24 protein-coding genes are annotated in these 23,584 nt (G+C 51.3%); 3 read left to right on the top strand and 21 right to left on the bottom strand.

What is annotated here, in order from left to right:
• Positions 1-35 precede the first annotated feature (35 nt).
• The 3 genes from ACFVSO_RS15115 to lepB form a co-directional block, all read right to left on the bottom strand.
• A complete protein-coding gene (locus ACFVSO_RS15115; protein ID WP_387474892.1) occupies positions 36-725 on the bottom strand; it encodes a response regulator transcription factor in 690 nt (229 codons plus the stop codon).
• Positions 703-2,196: a sensor histidine kinase gene (locus tag ACFVSO_RS15110; RefSeq protein WP_387474890.1), complete on the bottom strand. Its 1,494-nt coding sequence runs from the start codon at positions 2,194-2,196 to the stop codon at positions 703-705. The genes ACFVSO_RS15115 and ACFVSO_RS15110 overlap by 23 nt, the downstream gene beginning before the upstream one ends.
• A 120-nt stretch (positions 2,197-2,316) precedes the next feature.
• Positions 2,317-2,865 (bottom strand): signal peptidase I, encoded by a 549-nt coding sequence (gene lepB, locus ACFVSO_RS15105; RefSeq protein ID WP_387474888.1) that lies wholly within the window; start codon positions 2,863-2,865, stop codon positions 2,317-2,319.
• Between the two features lie 237 nt (positions 2,866-3,102).
• Between lepB and ACFVSO_RS15100 the strand changes: the two genes are divergently transcribed.
• Complete coding sequence (locus ACFVSO_RS15100) at positions 3,103-3,756, top strand: HAD family hydrolase (protein WP_387474886.1); 654 nt, start codon at positions 3,103-3,105, stop codon at positions 3,754-3,756.
• Here the strand turns inward: ACFVSO_RS15100 and ACFVSO_RS15095 are convergent.
• Positions 3,733-5,493 (bottom strand): ATP-binding cassette domain-containing protein, encoded by a 1,761-nt coding sequence (locus ACFVSO_RS15095; RefSeq protein WP_387474884.1) that lies wholly within the window; start codon positions 5,491-5,493, stop codon positions 3,733-3,735. The genes ACFVSO_RS15100 and ACFVSO_RS15095 overlap by 24 nt on opposite strands.
• Positions 5,483-6,325, bottom strand: coding sequence for an energy-coupling factor ABC transporter ATP-binding protein (locus ACFVSO_RS15090; RefSeq protein ID WP_387474882.1), 843 nt, complete (start codon positions 6,323-6,325; stop codon positions 5,483-5,485). Before ACFVSO_RS15090 ends, ACFVSO_RS15095 begins: the two co-directional genes overlap by 11 nt.
• A 123-nt stretch (positions 6,326-6,448) precedes the next feature.
• On the opposite strand from ACFVSO_RS15090, the gene ACFVSO_RS15085 reads away from it, so the two are divergent.
• Entirely contained in the window at positions 6,449-7,066 is a 618-nt protein-coding gene (locus ACFVSO_RS15085) for a biotin transporter BioY (protein WP_387474880.1), read from the top strand.
• An 80-nt stretch (positions 7,067-7,146) separates the two neighbouring features.
• On the opposite strand, the gene ACFVSO_RS15080 is transcribed toward ACFVSO_RS15085, so the two are convergent.
• The 3 genes from ACFVSO_RS15080 to ACFVSO_RS15070 all read right to left on the bottom strand — a co-directional run bounded on the left by ACFVSO_RS15080 (position 7,147) and on the right by ACFVSO_RS15070 (position 9,999).
• On the bottom strand, positions 7,147-7,626 hold the full coding sequence (locus ACFVSO_RS15080) for a YlbF/YmcA family competence regulator (protein WP_387474878.1): 480 nt from the start codon (positions 7,624-7,626) through the stop codon (positions 7,147-7,149).
• A 24-nt stretch (positions 7,627-7,650) separates the two neighbouring features.
• A complete protein-coding gene (gene miaB / locus ACFVSO_RS15075) occupies positions 7,651-9,243 on the bottom strand; it encodes a tRNA (N6-isopentenyl adenosine(37)-C2)-methylthiotransferase MiaB (RefSeq protein ID WP_387474876.1) in 1,593 nt (530 codons plus the stop codon).
• Between the two features lie 150 nt (positions 9,244-9,393).
• Positions 9,394-9,999 (bottom strand): TetR/AcrR family transcriptional regulator, encoded by a 606-nt coding sequence (locus ACFVSO_RS15070; protein ID WP_387474874.1) that lies wholly within the window; start codon positions 9,997-9,999, stop codon positions 9,394-9,396.
• Between the two features lie 236 nt (positions 10,000-10,235).
• Here ACFVSO_RS15070 and ACFVSO_RS15065 point away from each other — a divergent pair, with 236 nt between their 5' ends.
• Positions 10,236-11,726: a DHA2 family efflux MFS transporter permease subunit gene (locus tag ACFVSO_RS15065; protein WP_387474871.1), complete on the top strand. Its 1,491-nt coding sequence runs from the start codon at positions 10,236-10,238 to the stop codon at positions 11,724-11,726.
• Here ACFVSO_RS15065 and ACFVSO_RS15060 read toward each other — a convergent pair.
• From ACFVSO_RS15060 to recA, 13 genes are all read right to left on the bottom strand, one after another.
• Positions 11,723-12,058, bottom strand: a complete 336-nt coding sequence (locus ACFVSO_RS15060; RefSeq protein WP_387474869.1) for an ABC-2 transporter permease — start codon at positions 12,056-12,058, stop codon at positions 11,723-11,725. The genes ACFVSO_RS15065 and ACFVSO_RS15060 overlap by 4 nt on opposite strands.
• A 3-nt stretch (positions 12,059-12,061) precedes the next feature.
• Entirely contained in the window at positions 12,062-12,700 is a 639-nt protein-coding gene (locus ACFVSO_RS15055) for an ABC-2 transporter permease (protein WP_387474867.1), read from the bottom strand.
• Positions 12,693-13,565 (bottom strand): ABC transporter ATP-binding protein, encoded by an 873-nt coding sequence (locus ACFVSO_RS15050; protein WP_387474865.1) that lies wholly within the window; start codon positions 13,563-13,565, stop codon positions 12,693-12,695. Before ACFVSO_RS15050 ends, ACFVSO_RS15055 begins: the two co-directional genes overlap by 8 nt.
• Before the next feature lie 3 nt (positions 13,566-13,568).
• Positions 13,569-13,949 (bottom strand): GntR family transcriptional regulator, encoded by a 381-nt coding sequence (locus ACFVSO_RS15045; RefSeq protein ID WP_387474863.1) that lies wholly within the window; start codon positions 13,947-13,949, stop codon positions 13,569-13,571.
• Between the two features lie 147 nt (positions 13,950-14,096).
• Positions 14,097-14,669, bottom strand: coding sequence for a phosphate propanoyltransferase (locus tag ACFVSO_RS15040; RefSeq protein ID WP_387474861.1), 573 nt, complete (start codon positions 14,667-14,669; stop codon positions 14,097-14,099).
• 85 nt (positions 14,670-14,754) lie between these two features.
• The gene (locus tag ACFVSO_RS15035) at positions 14,755-15,621 is read right to left on the bottom strand and encodes a 2-oxoacid:ferredoxin oxidoreductase subunit beta (RefSeq protein WP_387474859.1); all 867 of its coding nucleotides are present in this window, start codon (positions 15,619-15,621) and stop codon (positions 14,755-14,757) included.
• Position 15,622: 1 nt separating this feature from the next.
• Positions 15,623-17,356: a 2-oxoacid:acceptor oxidoreductase subunit alpha gene (locus ACFVSO_RS15030; RefSeq protein ID WP_387474857.1), complete on the bottom strand. Its 1,734-nt coding sequence runs from the start codon at positions 17,354-17,356 to the stop codon at positions 15,623-15,625.
• Between the two features lie 184 nt (positions 17,357-17,540).
• The gene (locus ACFVSO_RS15025; RefSeq protein ID WP_387474855.1) at positions 17,541-18,488 is read right to left on the bottom strand and encodes a dipeptidase; all 948 of its coding nucleotides are present in this window, start codon (positions 18,486-18,488) and stop codon (positions 17,541-17,543) included.
• A gap of 88 nt (positions 18,489-18,576) precedes the next feature.
• On the bottom strand, positions 18,577-18,837 hold the full coding sequence (locus ACFVSO_RS15020; RefSeq protein ID WP_006036664.1) for a stage V sporulation protein S: 261 nt from the start codon (positions 18,835-18,837) through the stop codon (positions 18,577-18,579).
• 163 nt (positions 18,838-19,000) lie between these two features.
• A complete protein-coding gene (locus tag ACFVSO_RS15015; protein WP_387474852.1) occupies positions 19,001-19,795 on the bottom strand; it encodes a TIGR00282 family metallophosphoesterase in 795 nt (264 codons plus the stop codon).
• 78 nt (positions 19,796-19,873) lie between these two features.
• Positions 19,874-21,424 carry a ribonuclease Y gene (gene rny, locus ACFVSO_RS15010; protein ID WP_387474850.1) on the bottom strand — a complete coding sequence of 517 codons (1,551 nt, stop codon included), beginning with the start codon at positions 21,422-21,424 and terminating at the stop codon, positions 19,874-19,876.
• Positions 21,425-21,607: 183 nt separating this feature from the next.
• A complete protein-coding gene (locus ACFVSO_RS15005) occupies positions 21,608-22,318 on the bottom strand; it encodes a RecX family transcriptional regulator (RefSeq protein ID WP_387474848.1) in 711 nt (236 codons plus the stop codon).
• A 64-nt stretch (positions 22,319-22,382) separates the two neighbouring features.
• The gene (gene recA / locus ACFVSO_RS15000; RefSeq protein ID WP_387474846.1) at positions 22,383-23,435 is read right to left on the bottom strand and encodes a recombinase RecA; all 1,053 of its coding nucleotides are present in this window, start codon (positions 23,433-23,435) and stop codon (positions 22,383-22,385) included.
• Positions 23,436-23,584 lie beyond the last annotated feature (149 nt).

Below are 23,584 nucleotides of genomic sequence, written 5' to 3'. Positions count from 1 at the left end.
TGCTCTCCACTCCTCGTCTTCTATCTCTCTTTCTGCTATACCTTAAACCGATAACCAACGCCCCAGATCGTCTCGATATATTGGGGATTGGACGGGTCGTGCTCGATTTTCTCGCGAAGCCGCCGGATATGGACGGTTACCGTGGCCGCATCGCCATTGGAATCCAGCCCCCAAATCCGCTCGAACAGCTTCTCCTTCTCAAATACGCGGTTGGGATGGGACGCAAGAAGCAGCAATAGCTCGTACTCTTTGGTGGTCAACATAGCCTCTTCGTCATGTATGGTGACGCGCCGCGCCTCCTTATCAATCGTAAGGCCGCGAATTTGGATATGCTGCCCAAGGCTTGACTTATCAGCCGTCAACCTCTCATAGCGCGAAAGATGGGCTTTGACACGTGCGACAAGCTCACTAGGACTGAATGGCTTCGTCATATAATCATCGGCTCCAAGCCCCAGTCCTCTTATCTTGTCTATATCTTCCTTCTTGGATGTCACCATAATAATCGGGGTGTTCTGACGCACCCGAATCTCACGGCAAATCTCAAAGCCATCAAGCTTCGGCAGCATCACATCCACGATAATCAGATCATAGTTGCCATCAAGCGCCAGCTGCAGGCCGATATCGCCCCTGCCTTCAATCTGCACTTGATATCCATGACTTTCCAAATAATCGCGTTCGAGCTCGGCGATCGATTTCTCATCTTCAATGATCAATATGTTCTTCATGCTCGTTCACCGCCTTGATTGCCGTTCTGAGGGGAAGCTTGATGCAGAAGCGCGCTCCTCCCTCCGGCAAGTTCTCCGCCCAGACAAAGCCGCCATGCCCCTCCGTCATCTGCTTGACGATGGCAAGTCCCAGCCCGCTGCCGCCGGTCTCTGAGTTTCGGGACTGCTCCGCCCGATAGAAGCCGTCAAAGATATGAGGCAAATCTGCCAAGTCAATCCCGGGACCGGTATCATCGATCTCGATGATGGCGTGTTCATCTTCACTTCTTATCCTTACCGTAATCACGTCTTCCCGATCATCGACATCCTGCTGCATATACTTCACGCAATTGTTCAAGATGTTCGTGAATACACGATTCAGCTTATCAGGGTCAGCCGCAACCTGTAGTCCTCCCTCGGAGAAGTCCTCGAACTTCAAGGCAACGCCCGCCTTCTCCAGATCGAAGCGCTGCTCGCCCATGAAATCTTCCACATATCGGCCAATATCGACGACCTTGAAGTCGTAAGCAACCTTCTGCAGATCCAGCTTTGAGAAGAGGAACAGCTCGTCGATCAGTTGGTCCATGTCGGTAGCCTTGCGATAGATGGTATGCATATATCGCACACGCTTCTCATCGGTATTGGCAATGCCGTCCATAATGCCTTCCACATATCCTTTGATTGCAGAGATCGGCGTCTTCAGGTCATGGGAGATATGCGATAACAGCTGCTTTCGGTTATCCTCATATTGCAAGCTCTGCTCAATGGAATGCTTCAGCCGGATACGCATCTCTTCGAAGGCGGAGCCAAGCTGGTCGACTTCATTCTGCTTGCCTAGCTTTGCCTTCCTCGTGCGAAGCTCATGCGTCAGATCTCCCTCCTTGATTCGGAGCGCTGCCGTACGCAGCGATTGAATCGGCCGGATGATGCTGCGGGAAACAAAGTAGGTCAGCAGCAGACTCGTCAGACAGACAAAGAGCAGGCCTGCCAGCAGCGTGAGCGGGTGCCAGAATATGGGGACAGGTTCCGCACGATGGAACAAGACCATCGTTCCAGGACTTCCATCCGGGTAAGCAAATTCGATCTCATGAGAAGTGAACCGATAAAGTCTGAAGGACATCTGCTCCGGAGGCTGGTCGGCAAGCACCTTCCAATCCTCATCCGGTGAGAGTTCCTGCAGAAAAGGCGAAACCTCCGTAACCTCTCCGCTTCGGGTAAGCATAAAACCGGCCCACTGTTCCATAAGCCGCTCCTGCAACCCTTTCAGAAACGCCTCATTCTCCAGCTTCGCCGTATCTTCCCGAATGACATAAGACAACTCTCCGTAGATAATCGCCTGATTAAAGCTCTCGTTCTGTTTGGCGTCGGTAAACTCCCGCAAATCCTGCTTCTCACCGGCAAAGAAAATAAAAAGCATAAACAGCATGAGCAGGATCACCGGAACAAAAGCCATGGCCAGGTAAGACATATAAAGCTTTACCTTTATAGACACTGCTTCACACTCCGTGTATTCGATGAAATCAATGTTTTCACCTATCGTCTATCATAAAGACCATTTCTAAACGAAACTGAACGCTTTTATTACAAAATTATTACGTTTCAGCGGGAATGCCTATTGAAGACCTCCGAACTTGCCGAGCGGCCAAATCCGATAGACCGCCTTGCCCTCCAGACTATCGAGCGCTACTGCTCCGAATGCTCGGCTGTCCATACTTTTTTCTCGATTGTCACCCATGACGAATACATGCCCTTCAGGTACGGTGAAAGGAATTTCTACAACATCGGGATAAGTAAGCCCCTTCGCGTAGGATTCTTCCAGCTTTATCCCGTCGACATACACGTAACCGTCTTTCATATCAACTGTTTGTCCCGGCAGCGCAATGATCCGCTTCACCAGCCGGCCATCTTCATGTTCCGGTCCGTTAATGATGACGATATCTCCTTGCTTCGGATCATTGAATCGATAGGACCATTTGTCCTCAATCAGCCGCTGGCCTTCTACCAGCGTGTTCTGCATCGATACGTTATGTACCTCGGTTTGCGCATACACATAATTTTGGAATAATAGCGCGACGACGATCGCTATGCCTAGCGACAGCGTCCAGTCCTTGATTTCTTTTAGCCATCTGTTTCCCTTTGGTTGTGTTTGTTCTTGCTCCATATAGAGGCCTCCTCTTTCCGTGATATCATTTAGGAATGATTGCTTTACTACCTATAGTCTACAACCTATCCCTTATACGAAACAACATGGGCTGACGTTTCCGCTTCGCCGACACTTTGTCGCGCGATAAGATGAGCGTAGAGTAAGCAGGCAGGCACTTTGCAGGTTCACAGTGTTCTGCGTGACAATCAACGAGAGAATAAGATAAAGTGAAGATGATAAGGGGTTGAATACGGTATGATTGATCAAAAAAATGAGGGTTATTCAGCAGCAAGCGACAGGCGACCTCAGTTGATGCTGGATATCGGAGGCGTGCTTGCGACCAATCTGTCGCCCCGCTTCTGGAATGAGGTCGCCAAACATGCGGAGTCTCCGGTGGAGCTGTTATATGCCAAATATAAAGAAGAATTGAGTCGGGGATTATGGGTTGGACATTGGTCTGAGGTGCAATTCTGGGATTGGATCGGCTCTCAGGTTCCATCCCTAAGCGCTGCGCATGGCCAGGCCATCCTGTTGGAGAGCCTGACCCCGCTGCCTGGTCTGCTTGAACTGCCAAAGTGGAACAAACAAGCCGATATTCATATATTAAGCAATCATCTGTCTGCCTGGGTCGATCCTATTCTAGAATCGGTCCGGCCTTTTCTGACCACCGTCACTATCTCCAGCCAGGTCGGCATGAGCAAGCCCCAGCGAGAGCTCTACGACTATGCCAGCAGCTTGCTTCCAGCCTCGGCCCCTGTCCTGTTCATCGATGATCAGGACAAGAATTTGCGCCAAGGCGCCGCTGTAGGCTGGCATACGCTGCAGGCCGATTCGGAAGGTCATTGGATTGGCGAAGCAGATCGATGGTTGGCCCGAATGCTTACGCTACAACCAGAATCGGGCAGCTAACAATATTGCGCAAGCTGCAATAGCAGCAAGCAAAAGCCTCCCGTCCGCGCTTGTAAAAGAGAGCTTGAAGCCTTGGGTCGTACGGGTTGCATGCTGACCGAACCCCCTTGCCTCCAAGGCGTCCGCCATGCTCTCTGCCATCCGAAGGATGGCACGGATATAAGGAACGAACAGATAGGGGAGCAGCCGAAGCGGAATGGCACTTCCCCTTGCCGTGGACTTTCCACGCGCCTTCACAATCTTGGCGAACCGGCCCCATTCTTTCATAAGCAACGGAATAAAACGAAAGATCAGCATAACCAGCAAGCTAAGCGAATGAATCGGCACTCGTAGCTTGGTCATCCATCCGAATGTTTGCTCCAGTCCCCGCTGCAATCGAATCGGTGACATGAGCGTGAGCAGCGGCATCCCGAGCATCATAATGAACCATAGCTGAATCATTCTAATAGCGAGGGGCTCGGACTTGCTCCATTGCAGCTCGAACGGCTGCAACGATATTGCTCCGATCAGAATAAAAGCGAGGGAAAAATAAAGAAACCCTCGAATGATTGGCAACAACGGAATAAGCAGCTTGCGAAAGGGCAAGATGCACGCACTGGCAATTAACGCACCAACAGCAAGTTTGGGCAAGCTATTGAGGGTTAAAAAGCCTGTCGTCAGGATCAAATAAGCGGAGACAAGCGCTCTGGGATCGAATTTTTCTTCAAGCTTTATGCGATTCGTATCCCTTTCACTTGCCCTGCTAGCAGTATCGCTCCCCGTATCATAATCATATAATTGCTCAATTGGTTTGCCAGCGCGTGCTACTGGATGAGTAAATTTCGCTTCCGGTTGCGGTTGGACCTGTTCAGCAGCTGCCGCTGTCTCCTTACTCAGCAGTTCCCTAGCCAAGCGCCGGGCCAGCTCTTCCGGCCGTTGCCAGAATGAATCACCCATTCCCTTCGTTACGGGGATCGGGCTTCTCTCACTCAGTAAGCCCTTGTCTTGAAGCATCGCTTCCGCAAGCATCGCTTGGGGCGAGGCTGCGCCCAGCGCCAGCGCCGCCTCAGCGGGAGCTGCTTCGTATGCTCTGCCATCGCGTATAATGATCAAGCTATCTGCTAATGGCAGCAGTGCCTCAAGATCATGCGTCACTACGATCGCTCCGCGACCAGACGCCCGATAATCCGACAGCATGCTGACCAAGCGCTGGATGCCCTCTGTATCCAGACCTGCCGTTGGCTCATCCAGCAGCAGCCAATCCGGTTCGCATGCCAGGAGACAAGCGATGGCCAGCCTGCGCTGCTGGCCGCCGCTGAGCGTCCAGGGGTCTCGTTCAAGGAGAGAACCATCCAGCCCCATGCTGCTCATGGCCGCTTGCATGCGAGCATCTGCTTCCGGGCCTTCCATACGGTAAGGCCGCAACGTAAAGGCAAGCTCCTCTCTAACGGTAGATGCGAACCATTGCGCTTCCGATTGCTGCATAGCAATGCCTATGCGGCGGATGACAGCGCTGTTAAGCCGTTTCTTTCCCTTCTCCGTCCACAAGGATTCTTCTCCCAGCTTTATCGATCCGCTTCCCAGCTCACGAAGGCCCGCCAGACTCTCCAGCAGCGTTGATTTCCCCGCTCCGTTATGGCCCAGCAGCAGCATAATCTTCCCCGCTTCCATACGCATACTCACGTCTTGCAGCAGCGCTTGCTCCGTGTCCCCGGAAGCATACACACTAATCTTGTCCAACTGCCAATCAGCGGCCATAGCCAGTCACCGCCTCTGCCAGCTGATCCGCCGTTAATGGAATGAACGGAAGCTCAATCCCCTGTGCCGCAAGCTCCCATCCAACCTTAACCGTATAAGGAGCCACGAAGCCTACCTGCTCTCCCGGACTATCCGGGGGTTCCGAGGCCGTACGCCGGAATAGCGCTCCGGCTGAGTCGTCAAATACGATACGGCCGTCCTTCAAGACGAGCGTACGATCCCCCGGAAGCAGCTCCTCCAGGCGCTGGGTTATCCAAAGCACGGTCGTTCCTTGCTGATGCAAGCGCCTGACATGACCGCACACGATCGCGGTCATCCCCGGATCGAGCATCGCGGTGATCTCGTCGAGCAGCAGAATAGGAGCATCTGCCGCGAGACAGCCTGCAATGGCTACGAGCTGCTTCTGGCCACCGGATAACGTATCGAGGGGCTGATGCATGCGGCCTTCAAGACCAACCTCCCTAAGCGCTTGCTCCGCGCGCAGAACCAGACCATCGGCTGGAGCCCCCTGCCGCTCCAGCAAGGTGACCACGTCCTCCCATGGCGTGGAGCCAACCAGGCCCGCGTCTGGCTGCTGCATGACAATCGGTATCGGCTTCCCGCCCTGGCTGCCCGCTCTATGAAGGCTGCCCCGAACGCCTTGACGGATGAGACCTCCTGCTAGTTTCAGAAGCGTGCTCTTCCCGCTCCCGTTCATACCTAGTATCGTAATCCATTCGCCGCGATTCACTGTCAAATGAATATCCGCGAGTACATCTGCGCTCGGCTCACTTGCCAATGAGATCGGCGCATAAGAGACATCGATTAGTTCAAGCTGTATATGTTGACTCAAAAAAATTTCCCCTTACCTCTTCCCATGATCGAAAGGCTGTGCTAGAATTCGATTTGTTAACCTGAATACATAATAATTGGTTAACAATAATTCCGCAAGTATGAAAAGGAGATTCTATCGATCATGAAATCCATTTCTATTCGATCACTCGTGTACGTCGCATTATTCGCCGCATTGTTCATCGTGCTGAGCATGCAGCAGATGAAGCTCAACTTCTCCGTTATTCCCATTACGCTGCAGACCTTCGCCGTTATATTGTCCGGCTTGTTCCTCAGGCCCCGGCTTGCGTTCGCCAGCATATTTGTCGTCATTGTACTCTCTGCTTTCGGATTGCCTTTGTTCGGCGGCAAGGGCGGAATCCCGCATCTGATCGGGCCGACCGGCGGATTCATCTTTGCCTTCCCGTTCTGCGCTATGTTCGCCAGTATTGCGGTACATAAGCTGCTGACGTCGAAGCGCATCATCTCGAATAAGGCTTACGCGCTCATCGGATTTTTTCTTATCTTCTTTATCCTCAGCTCCATGCTGTCTTATGTTCCGGGATTGCTATGGATGAAATATACAGCTGAATATACCTGGACCAAAACCTTTATCGTCGGCAGCTCCTTCCTGCCAGGCGACGCCATCAAAGCGTTTATTGGCGCGCTGGCAGCCGTATCGCTTGCTTCATTTGTCTTCCGGTTCCGCAGCGCAGACGCAGCCGAGACGGCTGCAGCCGCTCCTCGCGAAGCCCAAGGCTAAATGACAAACCAAGAAAATAAGCCGCTCGCCCCTACGGCAATCAGCCGTAGCCGGCAAGCGGCTTTTGTTCATTTTATTTATTAATCGCTGCAATTCTCGGGATCAGGCTCGCTCGCGTCTTCCACATTAATGCGGTCTGACACGGTGTCGCGGATAACCGTTACAACCAACTGAAGCAGATAGTTGATATCGGATTGGCTTTGCTGGAACTGCGTTACGATCGGAATGCCGTCCAGCTCGTCCTGAAGCGACTCCATCTCCGTCTCGATTTTTTTTACCATATCCGGATTTTTGAATGTTTTCTCGAACGCGACTACTTCCTTCTGCTTCTTCTTGATTTGGTTGATCAGCACCTGTACGCGTTCATTGGTGTTAATCTGCTGCTCTGCGCGGCGGTATAGCTGAACTTCGTCGGAATGGAATATCACTTCCGCAAGCTCCTTGGCTTTCGCCATAATGTCTTCTTTCACGATCAGATCGCGCGTATGGAACGACGGGATATCCGTCGTGCCGCCATGATGGCTGCAAGCTACGCCATGCTCATGTTGATGTTCTGCCATTCGTCATCTCTCCTGTAATGGCCGTTAGCTAACGGCTTCGTCTAAAGCCGACAGTATCGGCTCTGCTTTGATATACCAGGTCTGCGTCTCGGTAACCTTCGCATGCACGAACGATCCGATCCACTCCTTGGGTCCTTCCATATGGACAAGCTTATTCGTCCGGGTGCGTCCCGAAAGAACATTGGCATTGTTTTTGCTTTCGCCTTCAATCAACACTTCAATCACTTCGCCCAGCATATCATCGTTCTTCTCACGGCTAAGTGCAGCCAGAAGCCCATTCAACCGCTGCAGACGGCGCTTCTTCGTCTCCATCGGCACGTTGTCCTCCATACCGGCTGCAGGCGTGCCCTCGCGCGGAGAATAGATGAACGAATAGGCAAAGTGGAATCCGACTTCCTGCACAAGGGACATCGTCTCCTCGAATTGCTCGTCCGTCTCACCCGGGAAGCCTACGATAATATCCGTGGTTAACACGACATCCGGTATTGCTTTCTTAATGCGTGACACCAGGTCAAGGAACATCTCGCGCGAATATTTGCGGCTCATCCGCTTCAACACTTCCGTACTGCCCGACTGAACGGGAAGATGGATATGCTCCACCAAATTGCCGCGGCTTGCCAGCACCCCGATCAAATGATCGTCAAAGTCTCGCGGATGGCTGGTCGTAAAGCGGATTCGCGGAATGTCGATCTTAGACATATCGTGCATCAAATCGCCGAACCGATATGCGATATCCTCGAAGTCCTTGCCGTACGCATTGACGTTCTGCCCCAGCAGCGTCACTTCCTTATACCCTTGGCGCGCCAGCTCGCGCACCTCGGCAATGACGTCCTCCGGACGGCGGCTGCGTTCCTTGCCGCGCGTATATGGCACAATGCAATAAGTACAGAACTTGTCGCAGCCATACATGATGTTCACCCATGCTCGCATGCCCTCGCGTTTCTTCGGCATGTTCTCGATAATGTCGCCTTCCTTGGACCACACCTCGACGACTAATTCCTTGCTGTAATAGGCATTCTGAAGCAAATGCGGCAAGCGGTGAATATTGTGAGTCCCAAATATCATATCGACAAAGGAGTGCTTCTGCAAGATACGCCCTACAACGGATTCCTCCTGGGACATGCAGCCGCAAACGCCTAGCAGCAAATCAGGCTTCTCTGTCTTCAGCACCTTCAGATGGCCCAACTCGCCGAACACCTTGTCCTCCGCATTTTCCCGGATCGCGCATGTGTTAAGCAGGATGACATCCGCCTCGCTCCGGTCCTCCGTGGCGGTATAGCCCATCTCCTCGAACATGCCCTTCATCACTTCGGTATCATGCTCATTCATCTGGCAGCCATAGGTTTGAATCAAATAATGCTTGCCCCTTCCCATCGTCCGCAATTCCTCCGGAATGGAAAAGTCATAATGTACCTGAATCTCTTCTTTGCCCCGTTTTTTCTCGTCTTTATAGGAAGGAGCGGAAGATAGCTGGATGTTGCGCCCTTTAATGCGTAGAGTCGTGACGCCATCCTCCTCGCTCAGGATTTTGGCATCGCTGAAGTCGAAATATTTGGAATAGTCCTTTTCGCCTTTGCCGCCTGCAGCGGCTGGCGCTTTCGGAGTCTCTTTCGTCATGTCTCTTGTCACTTCCTTTATGCTAGATCCGTCATGCTACTGCAAATTCATTCCAACACAACAATACAAAATTATACCACATCGACCTTGCCTAATCCATTGGTACATCAGCTTTTGGAAGCGATTGCGATCCAAAGCCTGCCAGAAGCCTCAGGACTTGAACAAGGGATCGATGTACAAGCTGCAAAACTGCTCATAAATCCGCTCGTGGCTATACCCTTTCACGCATACAAGATGCCTGTAAGTATGGGGGGACAATACCGCGATATACGAATGTGCGATAAAAGGCGCGTCGATCTGCTTCAGCCTGTCTTCGTCAGGCAGCTCGGATAATAGATCTGTCAGGATGCCATGCATGAATAGGTAGGGCGGAGACTGATAGAAGTCATCTTTATTACTTTCGGTCATAAGCTGCGCTTGTATCACGCCCAGCATCTTCGATTTCTCGCCCAGAAAATCGAGCAGAATCCCTATAACCCCACGGAGCCTCTCGTGAACAGGCCGATTAGCCGTCTCACGGATATAACCGTTGATTGTGCTCTGCATCTGATCGAAGGTATCCTGCATGAGTCCAATGCATAAATCGGCTTTATTTGCATACCTTCGGTACAGCGTGCCTTGCCCTACTCCAGCCGACTTGGCAATCTGATGCATACTGACCGATTCTACGCCATGTTCGCTGAACAATTGCGTAGCGATATCCTTAATGCATTTGCTCAGCTCTTCCTTGGATCGGTTGTTTTCAGTCGCCGACATCTCAATTCTCCTTGCTTCAATTTATCTATTTCATGCTCTATAAATATCATATGTTTTCTCTTCCAAGAGAACCGTTATAACCAAAAAATTCGTTTGACTTTTAATGGATTCCTCTATATGATTCAGAAATGCGGACAATTGTCCGCAGTCTGTCGTCCACCTTTATTTTAGCGTTGGTGCTGCGGCAGGTCAATGAAAGAAAGAGAACACCCTTTATGGGATAGGAGGAATACGCAATGGCTTCACCTTCAATACCAGCACCGCATAACGGCGAACCATCCATACGCAGCATCATGCTTCCGCTCTTAGCGATCATCGTAGGCATGTTTATGGTCATTTTGGATGGAACGGCTATGAATGTCGCCTTGAACCAGTTCATGGTGGAATTCGAAAGCACGTTCACTCTTGTTCAGTGGACGGTAACCGGCTATGCGCTTGCACAAGCGGCCGTCATTCCGCTGGCTGGATGGCTGTCCGACAAATTCGGAGCCAAAAAGATCTTTTTGCTATCTGTCGTCATGTTCACGATCGGCTCGATCCTTTGCGGCCTTGCCGGAACCGTCGAGCAATTAATTGTTTTCCGTGTCATCCAAGGTCTGGGCGGCGGTATGGTTGCCCCTATCGCAATGGCTTTCACTTACCGGCTTAGCCCTCCGGGCAAGCAAGGAGCTGTCATGGGCATGATCGGCATTCCCATGCTGCTGGCTCCCGCTTCCGGCCCTGTCGTTGCCGGCTGGCTGGTTGAATATGCAACATGGCATTGGATCTTCCTGATCAATGTGCCAATCGGCATTATTGCCGTCATTATCGGCCTTCGCACACTGCCGAATCTGGAGCGTCAGACGGTGCCTGCGCTTGACTTGCTGGGTATGATCTTCGCTCCGCTAGCCTTTGCGGCGCTTGCATACGGCATTAGCTCCGCAGGCAGCGAGCACGGCGGCGGCAGCGGCTGGACAGCGCCGGAAACACTGATCGGTCTGATTGTCGGCGGCGTCGCCCTTGTCATCTTCATTGTTGCAGAACTCCGCCGCAAGAATCCACTGCTGGAGCTTCGCGTATTCAAATCCGCCGACTTCACGCGCGGCGTCGTGCTGCAATGGATCGTACAAATCGCCTTGTTCGGAACGCTCTTCCTTATTCCGCTATTCCTGATTCAGGCGAAAGGCTACTCCGCGTTCGAGACTGGCTTGATCCTGCTTCCTCAGGCGCTTTCGGCTGGGGTGTTCATGCCGATCGGCGGCAAGCTGTTCGATAAGGTGGGCGCGCGGCCTGTCGTTATCTTCGGTCTGCTCCTTGTATCGACGGGCGCATACTTACTGTCCAACATTACGGTGGATACGACGATTCCGCAAATTATGGTGCCACTTGTGCTGCTGGGCTCCGGCATGGGCTTCTCCATGATGCCGCTTAATACACACATCATTCAATCCGCGCCAAGACATCTTGTCGGCCGGGTAACGTCCCTTACAGGCGCGGCTCAGCAGGTTATGAGTTCCTTCGCCATTGCGGGTCTGTCTACGCTTCTGGCGGACCGGATCAAGCATTATTCCGCTCAGAACCCGGGACCGGAAATTCCATACCTGTCATTCGGTGACGCCTTCTTCGTCTTGTCCTGCATCGGCGTGTTCGGCATTCTGGTTGCCCTGCTGCTTCGCAAGCCGAAGCAACAGGATGACGGTGTTGCCGCATCCGACAAGCCGGATGTATCTATGATGATGGGTCACTAACTGCAATATAAGAAAAGCAGCTTGCATCGATGCAAGCTGCTTTTTTGTATCTGAATGGTTATCCCTGTATATTTGGCTAAGACGATCTGTTTGCGGTTTATCGGTAATGTGGATACAAACATCATGCTCTTGCTTCGAAATTCAATACTGGCTGTCAGCATGACCATCATTACAGTCGGCAACACTAGGATCAAAAGCGGCGAGACTGAAGTTCGAAAATTCCAGCCAAATATAAGAGCAAAGATCGCCACAAAGGGAAAATACCACCTTAGCCCAATAAAATCTTTTCGTAACAGATAAAACAAGGCGATAATGTCAAACTCCCCTTTCACGGTCTAGCCCGCCATATCCTGCCGCGTAAATATGATCAGCGATAGCCGGTACGAACCATAAAAGAGCAATAGGCTAAGCGCAGGAATGCCGATAACAACAAATTCATTCGCTATTAGATAATCAGAGAACTTCTCAATAATGTTCGCAACCGTACTGAGCACAATGACCATAAAAAAGATAGACACGAATGAAATGATATTCGAGTATTTGACCCCGAGCCAATATTGAATCGGATAATAAAACGCTGCATATAGCATCGTAAAGCTGAAGGACAGCAATATCATTAGGATTGTAATCTCGGCACTCATAGCCATCGTATTTTCAACCGAATATGCAAATTCATTAGCGGCATGGATCACAGCCATTAAGATGAGTCCGATAAGATAATAGAAAAAGACCGTAACATATTTAGCAGATACGATTTGCTTGCGGCTGATCGGCAGTGTCCCGATAAACATCATAGCCTTGTTGCGAAGCTCCATATTGGCAGCGAACATCATCATCATAATAGGAGGAAGCATGCTGATCATTAGCGGACTAAAGGATGACTGCAAAAATACGCCAAACACTAACGCATAGCCTGCATTAAAAAGGAAATACCACCTCAGCACAATAACTTCTTTTCGAATGAGGTTATACATGCGCCGCCGCTCCTTTCGCGGTGAAGAACATGATGTCCTCCAGAGTCGGCCTATCTACCTGCGCATGGCCATCGAGTAACGACTCCACCGATTGACGGTTATCCGTCAGCGCCTCGAATCCGGTGCCCGTCTCACGAATACCGACAAACAGCTTGCGAACATCCGCATCCAGCAGCTCATTGCTCCCTTTCACAAGGCCGTACCGATCAAAGAGCCCTTCCTTCGACTCGTTGAAGACCAGGCTTCCTTTATGAAGAAAAGCAATATAATCGGCAACACGATCAAGGTCGGTCGTAATATGGGTCGAGAACAGAATGGACTTGCGCTCATCCAGCATAAGCTCGGCAAGCAGTTCCAGCAGCTCTCTGCGAAATACGGGGTCAAGGCCTGCTGTGGGCTCATCCATGATGAGCAAATCGGCTTGATGGGACAAAGCAAGCGCCAGCGACAGCTTCATCTTCATCCCTTTGGACAAGCTTTGTACCTTGGCCTTGGGAGACAGCTCGAAACGGTCCAGATACCGCTTGAACAATCTATCGTCCCACTTCTTGTAGAACGGTGCGTAAATGGTTTTCAGCATCCCTATTGTCAATTGCTCGTAGAAGTGGCTGTCATCCGCTACAAAGCCGATCCGTTCCTTAATCTCCGCCTCCTGCTTCTGAACGCTGCGTCCGAAGACGCGAATCTCTCCTGCCGCGGGAACCGCCATTCCCATAATCAGCCGGATAAGTGTACTCTTGCCCGCTCCATTAGCTCCGATCAATCCGGTAATAAACCCCTGCCGTATATCGAGCTGAATATCCTCCAGCGCAAACCTCTTGAAGCGTTTGGTTAAGTTGCGTACTTCAATGACATGCTGTTCCATTCTCTACTCCTCCATCCCTTGATCAATAAGTCGAATATGGTCGAAGAGCTCCTCCAAGGTCAACTGAAGGGAACGGCTCTCCTCGACTATGTCAGCCAGCTTGCTCTCCAGTTGCTTAAGCCGCTGCTCTCTAATAAACTCAGGGTTGGCTCCGGAGACGAAAGAGCCTTTGCCCACAACGGAATCAATCAGCCCTTCCTTCTCCAGCTCCTCATAGGCACGCTTCGTCGTAATGACGCTAATCCCCAAATCCTTCGCAAGCTGGCGTATGGATGGCAAGCTCTGTCCAGGAGACAGCTCACTATTCAAGATCAGACTGCGAATCTGCCGGACGATCTGACCGTAGATGGGCTCATCGGACGCATTCGATAAAATGATATTCATAGATCTACCACCGTCTATCATGTATTTAATGTATATATATAATATATACACTATGAACGGTTAAGTCAATTCAGAATTTGACATGCAGCAAAAAAAAGGCTCTTCGGGTTTCACACCCAAAGAGCCTTCCTCGCTGATCCAATCTAACTAATCGATAATGTCCGCTATGTCTCCATTTTTCACGCCTGCCGCATTCGCTTCGTCCGTATCGATATGCATATCAAGCGCAAAGTCAGCCGAGACGCGTGCGACCACATGCTCGAACACCACGCCGCGATCACCGCCTACACGAACACGCAGCTTTTGCTTATCGGCAATGCCGAGGCGCTCCGCGTCACTTGTATGGAAGTGAATATGGCGCGCTGCCACAATTACGCCTTCCTCAATGACAACTTCGCCAGCTGGACCTTGAATTGTAATTCCTTCAGATCCTGCAATATCGCCGGATTCGCGTACTGGAGGATTAACGCCCAGCGCGAATGCATCGGTGCGGGACACTTCAAGCTGCGTGCGCTTGCGCACCGGACCCAGAATGCGCACTTTGCCGAAGGAGCCCTTCGGGCCAGTAACAGCCACGGTCTCATTCGCCGCATATTGTCCCGGCTGTGACAATGGCTTCATCTCCGTCAATTGATAACCCTCGCCGAACAATATATGTACATGTTCCTCCGATAGATGGATATGTCGTGCCGATACGCCTACTGGTACTTGTCTGCTCATGTTGTTGCACTCCTGTTCTCTTGATTTATTCCTTAATAGCTATAAAAAAGCATACGGCCCCCGAGCCGTATGCTTATCATAGCATTTATTTAAATTCGGCGACAAGCTGATCGAATTGCTCTTCAGAAATGGCAAGCTCTTGCTTCGCCAATCCCTCAGGCTTAAAGCCCGAGATCATATCTTCATAAGACTTGCGAGTCGTATTCTGATAGATCAAGCCCGTCAGCATGCCGTTCGTCTCCATAATTTTATTCATGGCCGCTACACGATCGCTCGGATTGTAATCCGGGAATTGCTCCAGGTTGACGATATTTTCTTTGAACCAATCGTAGGTATTGATTTTGTTGAACGTGACGCATGGACTGAATACGTTGATCAAGGAGAAGCCTTCATGCATGATGCCTTGCTCGATCAGACTCGTCAATCCTTTCAGATCACTGGAGAACGACTGGGCCACAAAGGTTGCGCCTGCCGACATGGCAATCTCCAGCGGAGAAAGCGTCGTCTCGATCGAGCCTTCCGGCGTCGACTTTGTCTTGAAGCCCTCCGCGCTGCGTGGAGACGTCTGGCCTTTCGTCAAGCCATAGATCTGGTTATCCATCACGATATACGTAATATTCAGGTTACGGCGAATCGCATGAACCGTATGCCCCATGCCGATTGCAAAGCCGTCGCCGTCGCCGCCCGAAGCAATGACCGTCAATTCGCGGTTGGCGAGCTTGACGCCTTGTGCGATCGGAAGCGCACGGCCATGAATGCCGTGGAGACCGTATGCGTTAATGTAGCCGGATATCCGCCCGGAACAGCCGATGCCGGAAATAACCGCCAACTGCTCCGGCTCCAATCCTACATTCGCTGCGGCGCGCTGAATCGCGGCCTGAATCGAGAAGTCTCCGCAGCCTGGACACCAGTTCGGCTTCACATTGTTACGAAACTCTTTGAACGTTGCCATTTTAGCTCAGCTCCTTACTTGCTTTATAGACTTCAAGCGGAAGGAATGGATTGCCGTCGTACTTCAGCAGGCTTTCGATCTTCTCGGAGAAGCCCGCGTACATTTTAATTTGGCCAGCCAGCTGAGCCGTAGCATTGTTCTCAATAACAACGACTTTTTTGGCTTTTTCCAAATAAGGCTTGAGCGCATCCGTAGGGAACGGATGGATTTGGCGAACCGTAATATGACTCGTCTTCACCCCATCTTGTTCTAGCATAGCTCTAGCCGCATCGATCGTTCCGCCCGTCGATCCCATGCCGATAATCAATAAATCAGGTGTATCATTTGGCGCATCGACGCGAATCGCATCGCGGATCAATAGACTATTCAGCTTATTGAGACGCTTATCCATCATGCGCTGACGGTTCACTGCGTTCTCAGACGGACGGCCCACTTCGTCATGTTCTACGCCTGTCACGTGATGCAATCCGCCCTTCTCGCCCGGCAGCACACGCGGAGAGATGCCGTCTTCGGTAAACTCATAGCGCTTGAACAGCTCCGGTCCTTCCAGTGCAGGAGCGTCTGTCACCAGTTTTCCGCGCGAGATTTGCACCTTGCTATAATCAAGCGGCTCGCAGGACTGCTTGCCCAGCGATAGCTGCAGGTCTGTCATCACAATGACAGGAACTTGATATTGCTCTGACACATTGAACGCTTCTATCATATCGTAGAAGCAATCCTCGATGGAAGCCGGCGCAATGACGACCTTCGGAATCTCGCCATGCGTGCCGTATACCATCGCATTTAAGTCGGACTGCTCCTGCTTGGTAGGCAAGCCGGTCGATGGGCCGCCGCGCTGCGTGTTAATAATAACTAGCGGCGTCTCGGTCATACCTGCCAGACCAATGGCCTCCATCATCAGCGACAGACCTGGCCCTGCGGATGCCGTCATAGTACGGACACCGGCATAGTTCGCGCCAATCGCCATCGTAACAGCCGCAATCTCGTCCTCTGTCTGAACGACGGTACCGCCGAACTTCGGCAGCTTTTTAATAAGATATTCCATAATTTCAGATGCCGGTGTAATCGGATAGGCGGACATCAACCGGCAGCCAGCCGCGATGCTGCCAAGTCCGATCGCTTCATTGCCGATCATGAACAGCTTCTGCTTGCCGTCTGCTTCGTCCAGCTTGAATTCGTCCAGCGGTCCGCCCGCTTGCTCCAGCACGAACTCGGCGCCGCGCTTCACCGCTTCAATATTCTTCTCCACAATCGCCGGTCCTTTGCGGCCGAACTCTTCTTCCACCGCTTGGTTGAACACCTCAAGCGGCAGGCCGAGCAATGCCCATGATGCGCCGGAAGCTACCATGTTCTTCATAAGAGATGTGCCAAGCTCTTCGGCCATCTTCGTAATCGGCACAGCAAATAAGCGGGCGTCGATTCCATCCGGTACGGCCGGATCGAATTTGGCGTCCGCTACGATGACTCCGCCTTTGCGCAATTCGCGAGCATTCAGATCAATACTCTCCTGATCGAATGCGACCAAAATATCCAGATCATCCGAGATCGCCCGAATCGGCTTCGTGCTGATACGGATTTTATTATTTGTATGACCGCCTTTTATACGTGATGAAAAATGACGGTACCCATATAAGTAGTAACCTAGCCGGTTAAGCGCTGTGGAAAAAATACGGTCGGTACTCTCTACGCCTTCACCCTGCTGTCCGCCAATCTTCCAAGATAATTGACTTATCAAAATGCCCATCTCCTCTGCTTCATGAAGGTGCATGAAAATTCGACAACATTAAGCATTATATAATAGAAACGATTATAGTCACAACAATTTTATGTTTGAGGTCACGGTTTTGCAAGATGTAAACGCTTAGATAAAAGATAGTTTGTTTCGATCATTCCCATATCGCCGCGAGATCAAATTCTGTTTAGTTCACGGGGAGTTGTCCCCTCAGGAATGAGAGAGCATTCCCGGACAAGATGCCTTGGGCTTGCTCTGGGCTATATCTCTTCATCAGCGCCTCTTGCAGCGCCACAACTTGTCCAGGATGCGACAAGCCTTGCACATGGCGATCAATCCCGTCAAAGTCCGATCCAAGCGCGAGATGCTTCTCCCCGCCAAGGGCGCATATATGCTCTACATGGCGCAGCACATCATCGATCGTCACGTCGCCTGCAGCACGGACAAATTGCGGCACATACGTGATGCCGATCAATCCGCCGCTATCCATAATCGCCCTGATCTGCAAGTCCGTCAGGTTGCGGGGATGATCGCACAGCTCGCGCGCATTGGAATGCGATGCGACAATGGGCCTTGACGACAGTGAGGCGACATCCCAAAAAGCCCGTTCCGACAGATGCGATACATCGACGATGATGTCCAATCTATTGCACTCCTGTACAAATGCGGCTCCCTGGTCCGTCAATCCCCCGGACCTGGCTTCCATAACGCCGTCCGCCGCCCAGTTGGCATCATTCCATGTAAGCCCCGCTGCCCGCACGCCAAGCCGCTTCAGGAGCCGCAGCATCGATAGCCTGCCTCTCAGTCCCCCCACGCCCTCAAGGGACAATAGAGCGCCAATCTTGCCGTCCTGGATACATGCATCGAGGTCAGACACGGTCCGTATGATCCGCAGCTCCGGAAAGCTCAATATTTTCTCATAAAATAGATCTATACTTTCCAGGATCGGGTCCATGTCATGATAATCGGGACGGCTTGGCGATATAAACACAGCAAATGTCTGTAAGATGACATGACCTGCCTTGAGCCGGTCCAGTGTCACATCCAGAACACTCGGCTTATTTCCTTGAAAGGTTAATTCCCGGTCCCTCAGCAGCTTGGACAATACGTCACAATGAAAATCCACAATAGCCATAACCATTCATCCTCTCGGCTTATCTCAAAGCAAAAAACCTGTCTACGGGGTAAACAGGCTGATGTCGAGGCGTATACATGCGGAACCGTTAGCGCGGCTCCACTATAAGTTTAATCGCAGTCCGGTCTTCTCCGTCAATGACAATATCCGTAAACGCAGGGATGCAAATGAGATCCACACCGCTAGGGGCGACAAACCCGCGCGCAATGGCTACCGCCTTAATCGCTTGATTCAATGCACCAGCGCCAATGGCCTGAAGCTCGGCACCGCCGCGTTCGCGCAATACGCCAGCCAGCGCACCTGCGACGGAATTCGGATTGGACTTCGCTGATACTTTTAATACGTCCATAAAAAGTACCTCCCCTGGAATGTTGGATGGATTCCACTTCTAAAATACTATTCGAGAGAAGGCGAAAAATTCCTGCTTTTATCGCGCGAACTTTACTAACAGTTCTGAATTGTCTGATTTTTGCGCGCAAAAAAAAGACTGCTCACCCCGAGCAGCCTCCTCGCTACATTAGCAGCCATTCATCTTCCGTCAGCCGGATCTTGTTCATCTTGGTCGCTTTGCCGGTCGCATCATCGATCTGTACCGACAACCCGTGCAGATGCCACTTGCCTTCGTCCACGACGAATCGGGATGGAAGCTGGGTCAGGAAACGATGAAGCACCGCGCCCTTCTCCATGCCAAGCACGCCTTCCTTGGAGCCGACCATGCCAACATCGGTAATATAAGCCGTTCCTTCCGGCAATATCGTATCATCGTTCGTCTGAACATGCGTGTGTGTACCAAGCACGATCGATGCTCTTCCATCCAGGTACCAGCCCATGGCAATCTTCTCGGATGTCGCCTCCGCATGGAAATCGACGAGAATTGCTTTTGTCGTGTTCTGAGCTTCCTCGATCAGAGCGTCAGCCGTCTGAAACGGACAATCGATCGGCGGCAGAAACGCACGGCCTTGCAGATTGATAATGGCCAATTGCTTGCCGTTCGCCTTAATGATCGCCATCCCCTGTCCTGGCGCCTGCGGCGAAAAGTTGGCAGGACGTACGATTCTCGGCTCATCATCGATCCATTCGAAGATATCCTTGTTGTCCCAAGTATGATTGCCCATCGTAATCCCGTGAACGCCCCACTCAAAAAACTCGCGTGCGATGTTTTTGGTGATGCCCCGGCCAGCGGCGGCATTTTCGCCGTTTACAATAATGATGTGCGGATTGTATTTGTCGCGCAGTGCCGGCAATACTTGCTTCAGCGCGCTTCGACCCACATTCCCTACTATGTCACCAATAAATAATACATTCATCCTGCTATCCATCCTTTATAAGCCTGCAATGCAGAAAAGTGGCTGACAAGCAGCCACTTCTCCGAATGCATATGCATGTTACTTCGCGTATTCCACTGCTCTTGTCTCACGAATAACCGTAACTTTAATATGTCCCGGATAATCGAGTTCACTCTCGATCTTCTTCGTAATGTCGCGAGCAAGACGGAACGCTTCCGTATCGTCGATCTTCTCAGGCTGTACCATTACGCGCACCTCGCGGCCCGCTTGAATCGCGTAAGACTTCTCGACACCGTCGAACGATTCTGTAATAGCTTCCAGCTTCTCCAGACGCTTGATATACGTCTCCAGCGTCTCACGGCGCGCTCCCGGACGTGCTGCGGACAAGGCGTCCGCCGCTCCGACCAGCATCGCGATGACGGAAGTAGCTTCCGTATCGCCATGGTGAGAAGCGATACTGTTGATCACGACTGGATGCTCCTTGTATTTCTTGGCCAGTTCAACGCCAATCTCGACATGGGAGCCTTCCACTTCATGGTCAAGCGCTTTGCCGATATCATGCAGCAATCCTGCGCGCTTCGCCAGCGTAATATCCTCGCCAAGCTCCGCTGCCATCAATCCTGTCAGATATGCAACCTCCATGGAATGCTTGAGTACGTTCTGACCATAGCTAGTCCGATATTTAAGCCGTCCTAGTATTTTGATCAGATCCGGATGCAATCCATGAACGCCAACCTCGAATGTCGCCTGTTCACCATATTCACGGACACGTTCGTCAATTTCCTTGCGGGATTTCTCAACCATCTCTTCAATCCTCGCAGGGTGAATACGACCGTCCGCCACCAGTTTCTCAAGGGAAGTTCGAGCAATTTCGCGGCGAATCGGGTCAAAGCCTGACAAAATGACCGCTTCCGGTGTATCGTCGATAATGAGATCGATACCGGTCAATGTTTCCAAAGCGCGGATATTACGGCCTTCACGACCAATGATACGGCCCTTCATCTCTTCATTAGGCAAGGTAACAACGGATACCGTCGTCTCCGCCACATGATCGGCCGCACAACGCTGAATCGCCAGCGATATAATGTCACGTGCTTTTTTGTCTGCTTCTTCCTTCGCTTGCTGTTCAATTTCCTTGATCATTTGTGCGGTCTCGTGACGTACTTCCTGCTCGACATTGGTCAAAATAATTGACTTAGCGTCCTCCATTGTTAAGCTGGAAATACGTTCAAGTTCGCTAAGCTGCTGCTTATAAATGGAGTCAATCTGCTCTTGTGTTTCTTCGATTCTTTTCTCCTTGTTGGCTACAGTTTCTTCTTTGCGTTCTAGCGCTTCTAATTTTTTATCCAGCGACTCTTCTTTCTGGAGCAGGCGTCGTTCCTGACGTTGCGCCTCATTGCGCCGCTCGCGGATGTCTTTCTCAGCTTCTGCACGTAGTTTGTGGACTTCGTCTTTCGCCTCGAGTACCGTTTCTTTCTTCTGTGCCTCTGCGTCTTTCTTCGCAGTTTCTACGATTTGGACCGCAGCTTGCTCAGCGCTTGAAATTTTCGCCTCGGCAATCGACTTTCGAGTAAAATAACCAATCCCAAAGAAAATTGCGCCAACAAGGATAAAGATCGGAATCAAGATCCAGATGCTTACATCTCCCATCTTGTTCACCTCCTTGCTGCATACACCAAGGCATTGCTTGGGATGTTATTAGGTTTTCAACCGGTTTCATACCGTTTCATCATGTTCCATTTTGACGAAATAAATCGTTTCGAATCAACTTTTGGAAGAAAAATCGATTCAAAATTGTGAAGGAATACAACCTCATTTTATCTTTACATAAAATCAGTTGTCAAGCAAAACGCCATCATCTTCCTGCTCCCCACTATCCTTGTCCTTCCACTCTATGCCGCGAATGGCTTCGCGCACGATATCTCCAGGAAATCCCCTGCGCAGCAGAAATGCCATCAGCTTGGCCTTACGCTGCTTCGGGTCGCCTTTTACTGACCTGCTTTTCTTCTCCGCCAATGTTTTGGCCGCATCCAGCTCGCTCTCGTGATCCAGCTCTGTCACCGCTTCCGCTGCGACTTGTTTCGGGACACCACGCTGTTGCAGTTCCTGCCTGATCATCAGCCTGCCCTTTAGTCCGCTGCGCATCCGGCTTGTTACGAATTGACGCGCATATTGTTCATCATCCACAAGTTGTTCGGATTCTAAACGGTTCAGCGCATATTCAATATTGCCCTCTTGAAGCTCCTTGCGTCCCAAATATTGAGCAATCGCTTTTCTCGTCCGCGGCTTGGTGCCCAAATAATAAATGGCGAGCGCATAAGCCTTATACCGCTCGTCTTCATTCCGAATATCCTCCAGCTCAGCTTTCGGAAGAAACTGCCCTTTGAGCAGTCTGAAGCGAATCATAATATCTTCATGTACAGAAAGCAACGGCTCCTCTGTCTCGGGATCAGGGAAGATCACGTATCGCTTCTTCTCCGCGCGGTCCCGCTTGACTGTCCCGATGATCCACCCGTCTTCATGGTCTATCCGGTCCATGCCCATGGTTACTTACCTCCCTATACAAAAACGTCGCCGCTCCCCATGGAGAGCGGCGAACGCGATACAATTATTCTTCGTCGAAATCCAGATCGTCCTCATCTTCATCAGCGGAGAAATTAGCTGGCGTAGCGGTTGCGGACAGGTTGCTGGCTTCCCGGATTTGCTTCTCGATTGCAGCCGCAAGCTCTTTGTTATCTTTCAAAAATTGCTTGGCATTCTCACGTCCTTGGCCCAGACGTTCACCGCTATACGAGAACCAGGCGCCGCTCTTCTGAACAATATCCTGCTCTACGCCGATATCAATCAAGCTGCCTTCCCTGGAGATGCCTTCACCGTACATGATGTCGATCTCGGCTTGCTTGAACGGAGGCGCAACCTTGTTCTTCACGACCTTGATACGGGTACGGTTGCCGACCATATCATTGCCTTGCTTCAGCGTCTCGATGCGGCGTACGTCCAGACGCACGCTGGAATAGAACTTAAGTGCGCGTCCGCCCGGTGTCGTCTCCGGATTGCCGAACATGACGCCGACCTTCTCACGCAACTGGTTGATAAAGATAGCGATCGTCTTCGACTTCGAGATAGCGCCGGACAGCTTCCGAAGCGCTTGCGACATCAGACGGGCCTGCAGGCCGACGTGAGAGTCACCCATGTCGCCTTCGATCTCCGCCTTCGGCACGAGCGCCGCAACGGAGTCAATTACGATAATATCGACTGCGCCGCTTCGCACAAGCGCTTCCGCGATCTCAAGGGCTTGCTCGCCCGTATCCGGCTGCGAAAGCAGCAATTCGTCAATGTTGACGCCCAGCTTGCTGGCATAAAGGGGATCCAGCGCGTGCTCCGCGTCAATGAAAGCGGCTTGTCCGCCGATGCGTTGTACTTCTGCAATGGCATGAAGGGCAACGGTCGTCTTACCTGACGATTCCGGTCCGTATACTTCAATTACCCTGCCTCTCGGCAATCCGCCGATGCCGAGCGCGATATCTAGAGCAAGCGAGCCGCTAGGCACGGTCTCAACCTGCATGTGTGTCGATTCACCCAATTTCATAATGGAGCCTTTGCCAAATTGCTTCTCAATTTGACGTAGTGCGTTATCTAATGCTGCGCGACGATCCGCCAACCCACTCACATCCTTCACTATTTATACTAGTATGATACCTTATTTCGGACTGGTTGCCAATAGTTTTTTCGAACACACATTCGTAATTTTTGTTCTCACGCCCTCCCCTCCACTCCCATCCAGCGGCGAAGAAGACATAAAAAAACCGC

Source organism: Paenibacillus sp. NPDC057967 (assembly GCF_042887015.1).
Classification (GTDB): Bacteria; Bacillota; Bacilli; order Paenibacillales; family Paenibacillaceae; genus Pristimantibacillus.
Note: the sequence above shows the minus strand (reverse complement) of the source record. Positions and strands in the feature narration are given on the sequence as shown.

Coding starts and splice junctions, on each gene's coding strand:
- ACFVSO_RS15115 (WP_387474892.1), bottom strand. CDS start 725: ATGAAGAACATATTGATCATTGAAGATGAGAAATCGATCGCCGAGCTC.
- lepB (WP_387474888.1), bottom strand. CDS start 2,865: ATGGAGCAAGAACAAACACAACCAAAGGGAAACAGATGGCTAAAAGAA.
- ACFVSO_RS15100 (WP_387474886.1), top strand. CDS start 3,103: ATGATTGATCAAAAAAATGAGGGTTATTCAGCAGCAAGCGACAGGCGA.
- ACFVSO_RS15095 (WP_387474884.1), bottom strand. CDS start 5,493: ATGGCCGCTGATTGGCAGTTGGACAAGATTAGTGTGTATGCTTCCGGG.
- ACFVSO_RS15085 (WP_387474880.1), top strand. CDS start 6,449: ATGAAATCCATTTCTATTCGATCACTCGTGTACGTCGCATTATTCGCC.
- ACFVSO_RS15080 (WP_387474878.1), bottom strand. CDS start 7,626: ATGGCAGAACATCAACATGAGCATGGCGTAGCTTGCAGCCATCATGGC.
- miaB (WP_387474876.1), bottom strand. CDS start 9,243: ATGACGAAAGAGACTCCGAAAGCGCCAGCCGCTGCAGGCGGCAAAGGC.
- ACFVSO_RS15070 (WP_387474874.1), bottom strand. CDS start 9,999: ATGTCGGCGACTGAAAACAACCGATCCAAGGAAGAGCTGAGCAAATGC.
- ACFVSO_RS15065 (WP_387474871.1), top strand. CDS start 10,236: ATGGCTTCACCTTCAATACCAGCACCGCATAACGGCGAACCATCCATA.
- ACFVSO_RS15055 (WP_387474867.1), bottom strand. CDS start 12,700: ATGTATAACCTCATTCGAAAAGAAGTTATTGTGCTGAGGTGGTATTTC.
- ACFVSO_RS15050 (WP_387474865.1), bottom strand. CDS start 13,565: ATGGAACAGCATGTCATTGAAGTACGCAACTTAACCAAACGCTTCAAG.
- ACFVSO_RS15045 (WP_387474863.1), bottom strand. CDS start 13,949: ATGAATATCATTTTATCGAATGCGTCCGATGAGCCCATCTACGGTCAG.
- ACFVSO_RS15040 (WP_387474861.1), bottom strand. CDS start 14,669: ATGAGCAGACAAGTACCAGTAGGCGTATCGGCACGACATATCCATCTA.
- ACFVSO_RS15035 (WP_387474859.1), bottom strand. CDS start 15,621: ATGGCAACGTTCAAAGAGTTTCGTAACAATGTGAAGCCGAACTGGTGT.
- ACFVSO_RS15025 (WP_387474855.1), bottom strand. CDS start 18,488: ATGGCTATTGTGGATTTTCATTGTGACGTATTGTCCAAGCTGCTGAGG.
- ACFVSO_RS15020 (WP_006036664.1), bottom strand. CDS start 18,837: ATGGACGTATTAAAAGTATCAGCGAAGTCCAATCCGAATTCCGTCGCA.
- ACFVSO_RS15015 (WP_387474852.1), bottom strand. CDS start 19,795: ATGAATGTATTATTTATTGGTGACATAGTAGGGAATGTGGGTCGAAGC.
- rny (WP_387474850.1), bottom strand. CDS start 21,424: ATGGGAGATGTAAGCATCTGGATCTTGATTCCGATCTTTATCCTTGTT.
- ACFVSO_RS15005 (WP_387474848.1), bottom strand. CDS start 22,318: ATGGGCATGGACCGGATAGACCATGAAGACGGGTGGATCATCGGGACA.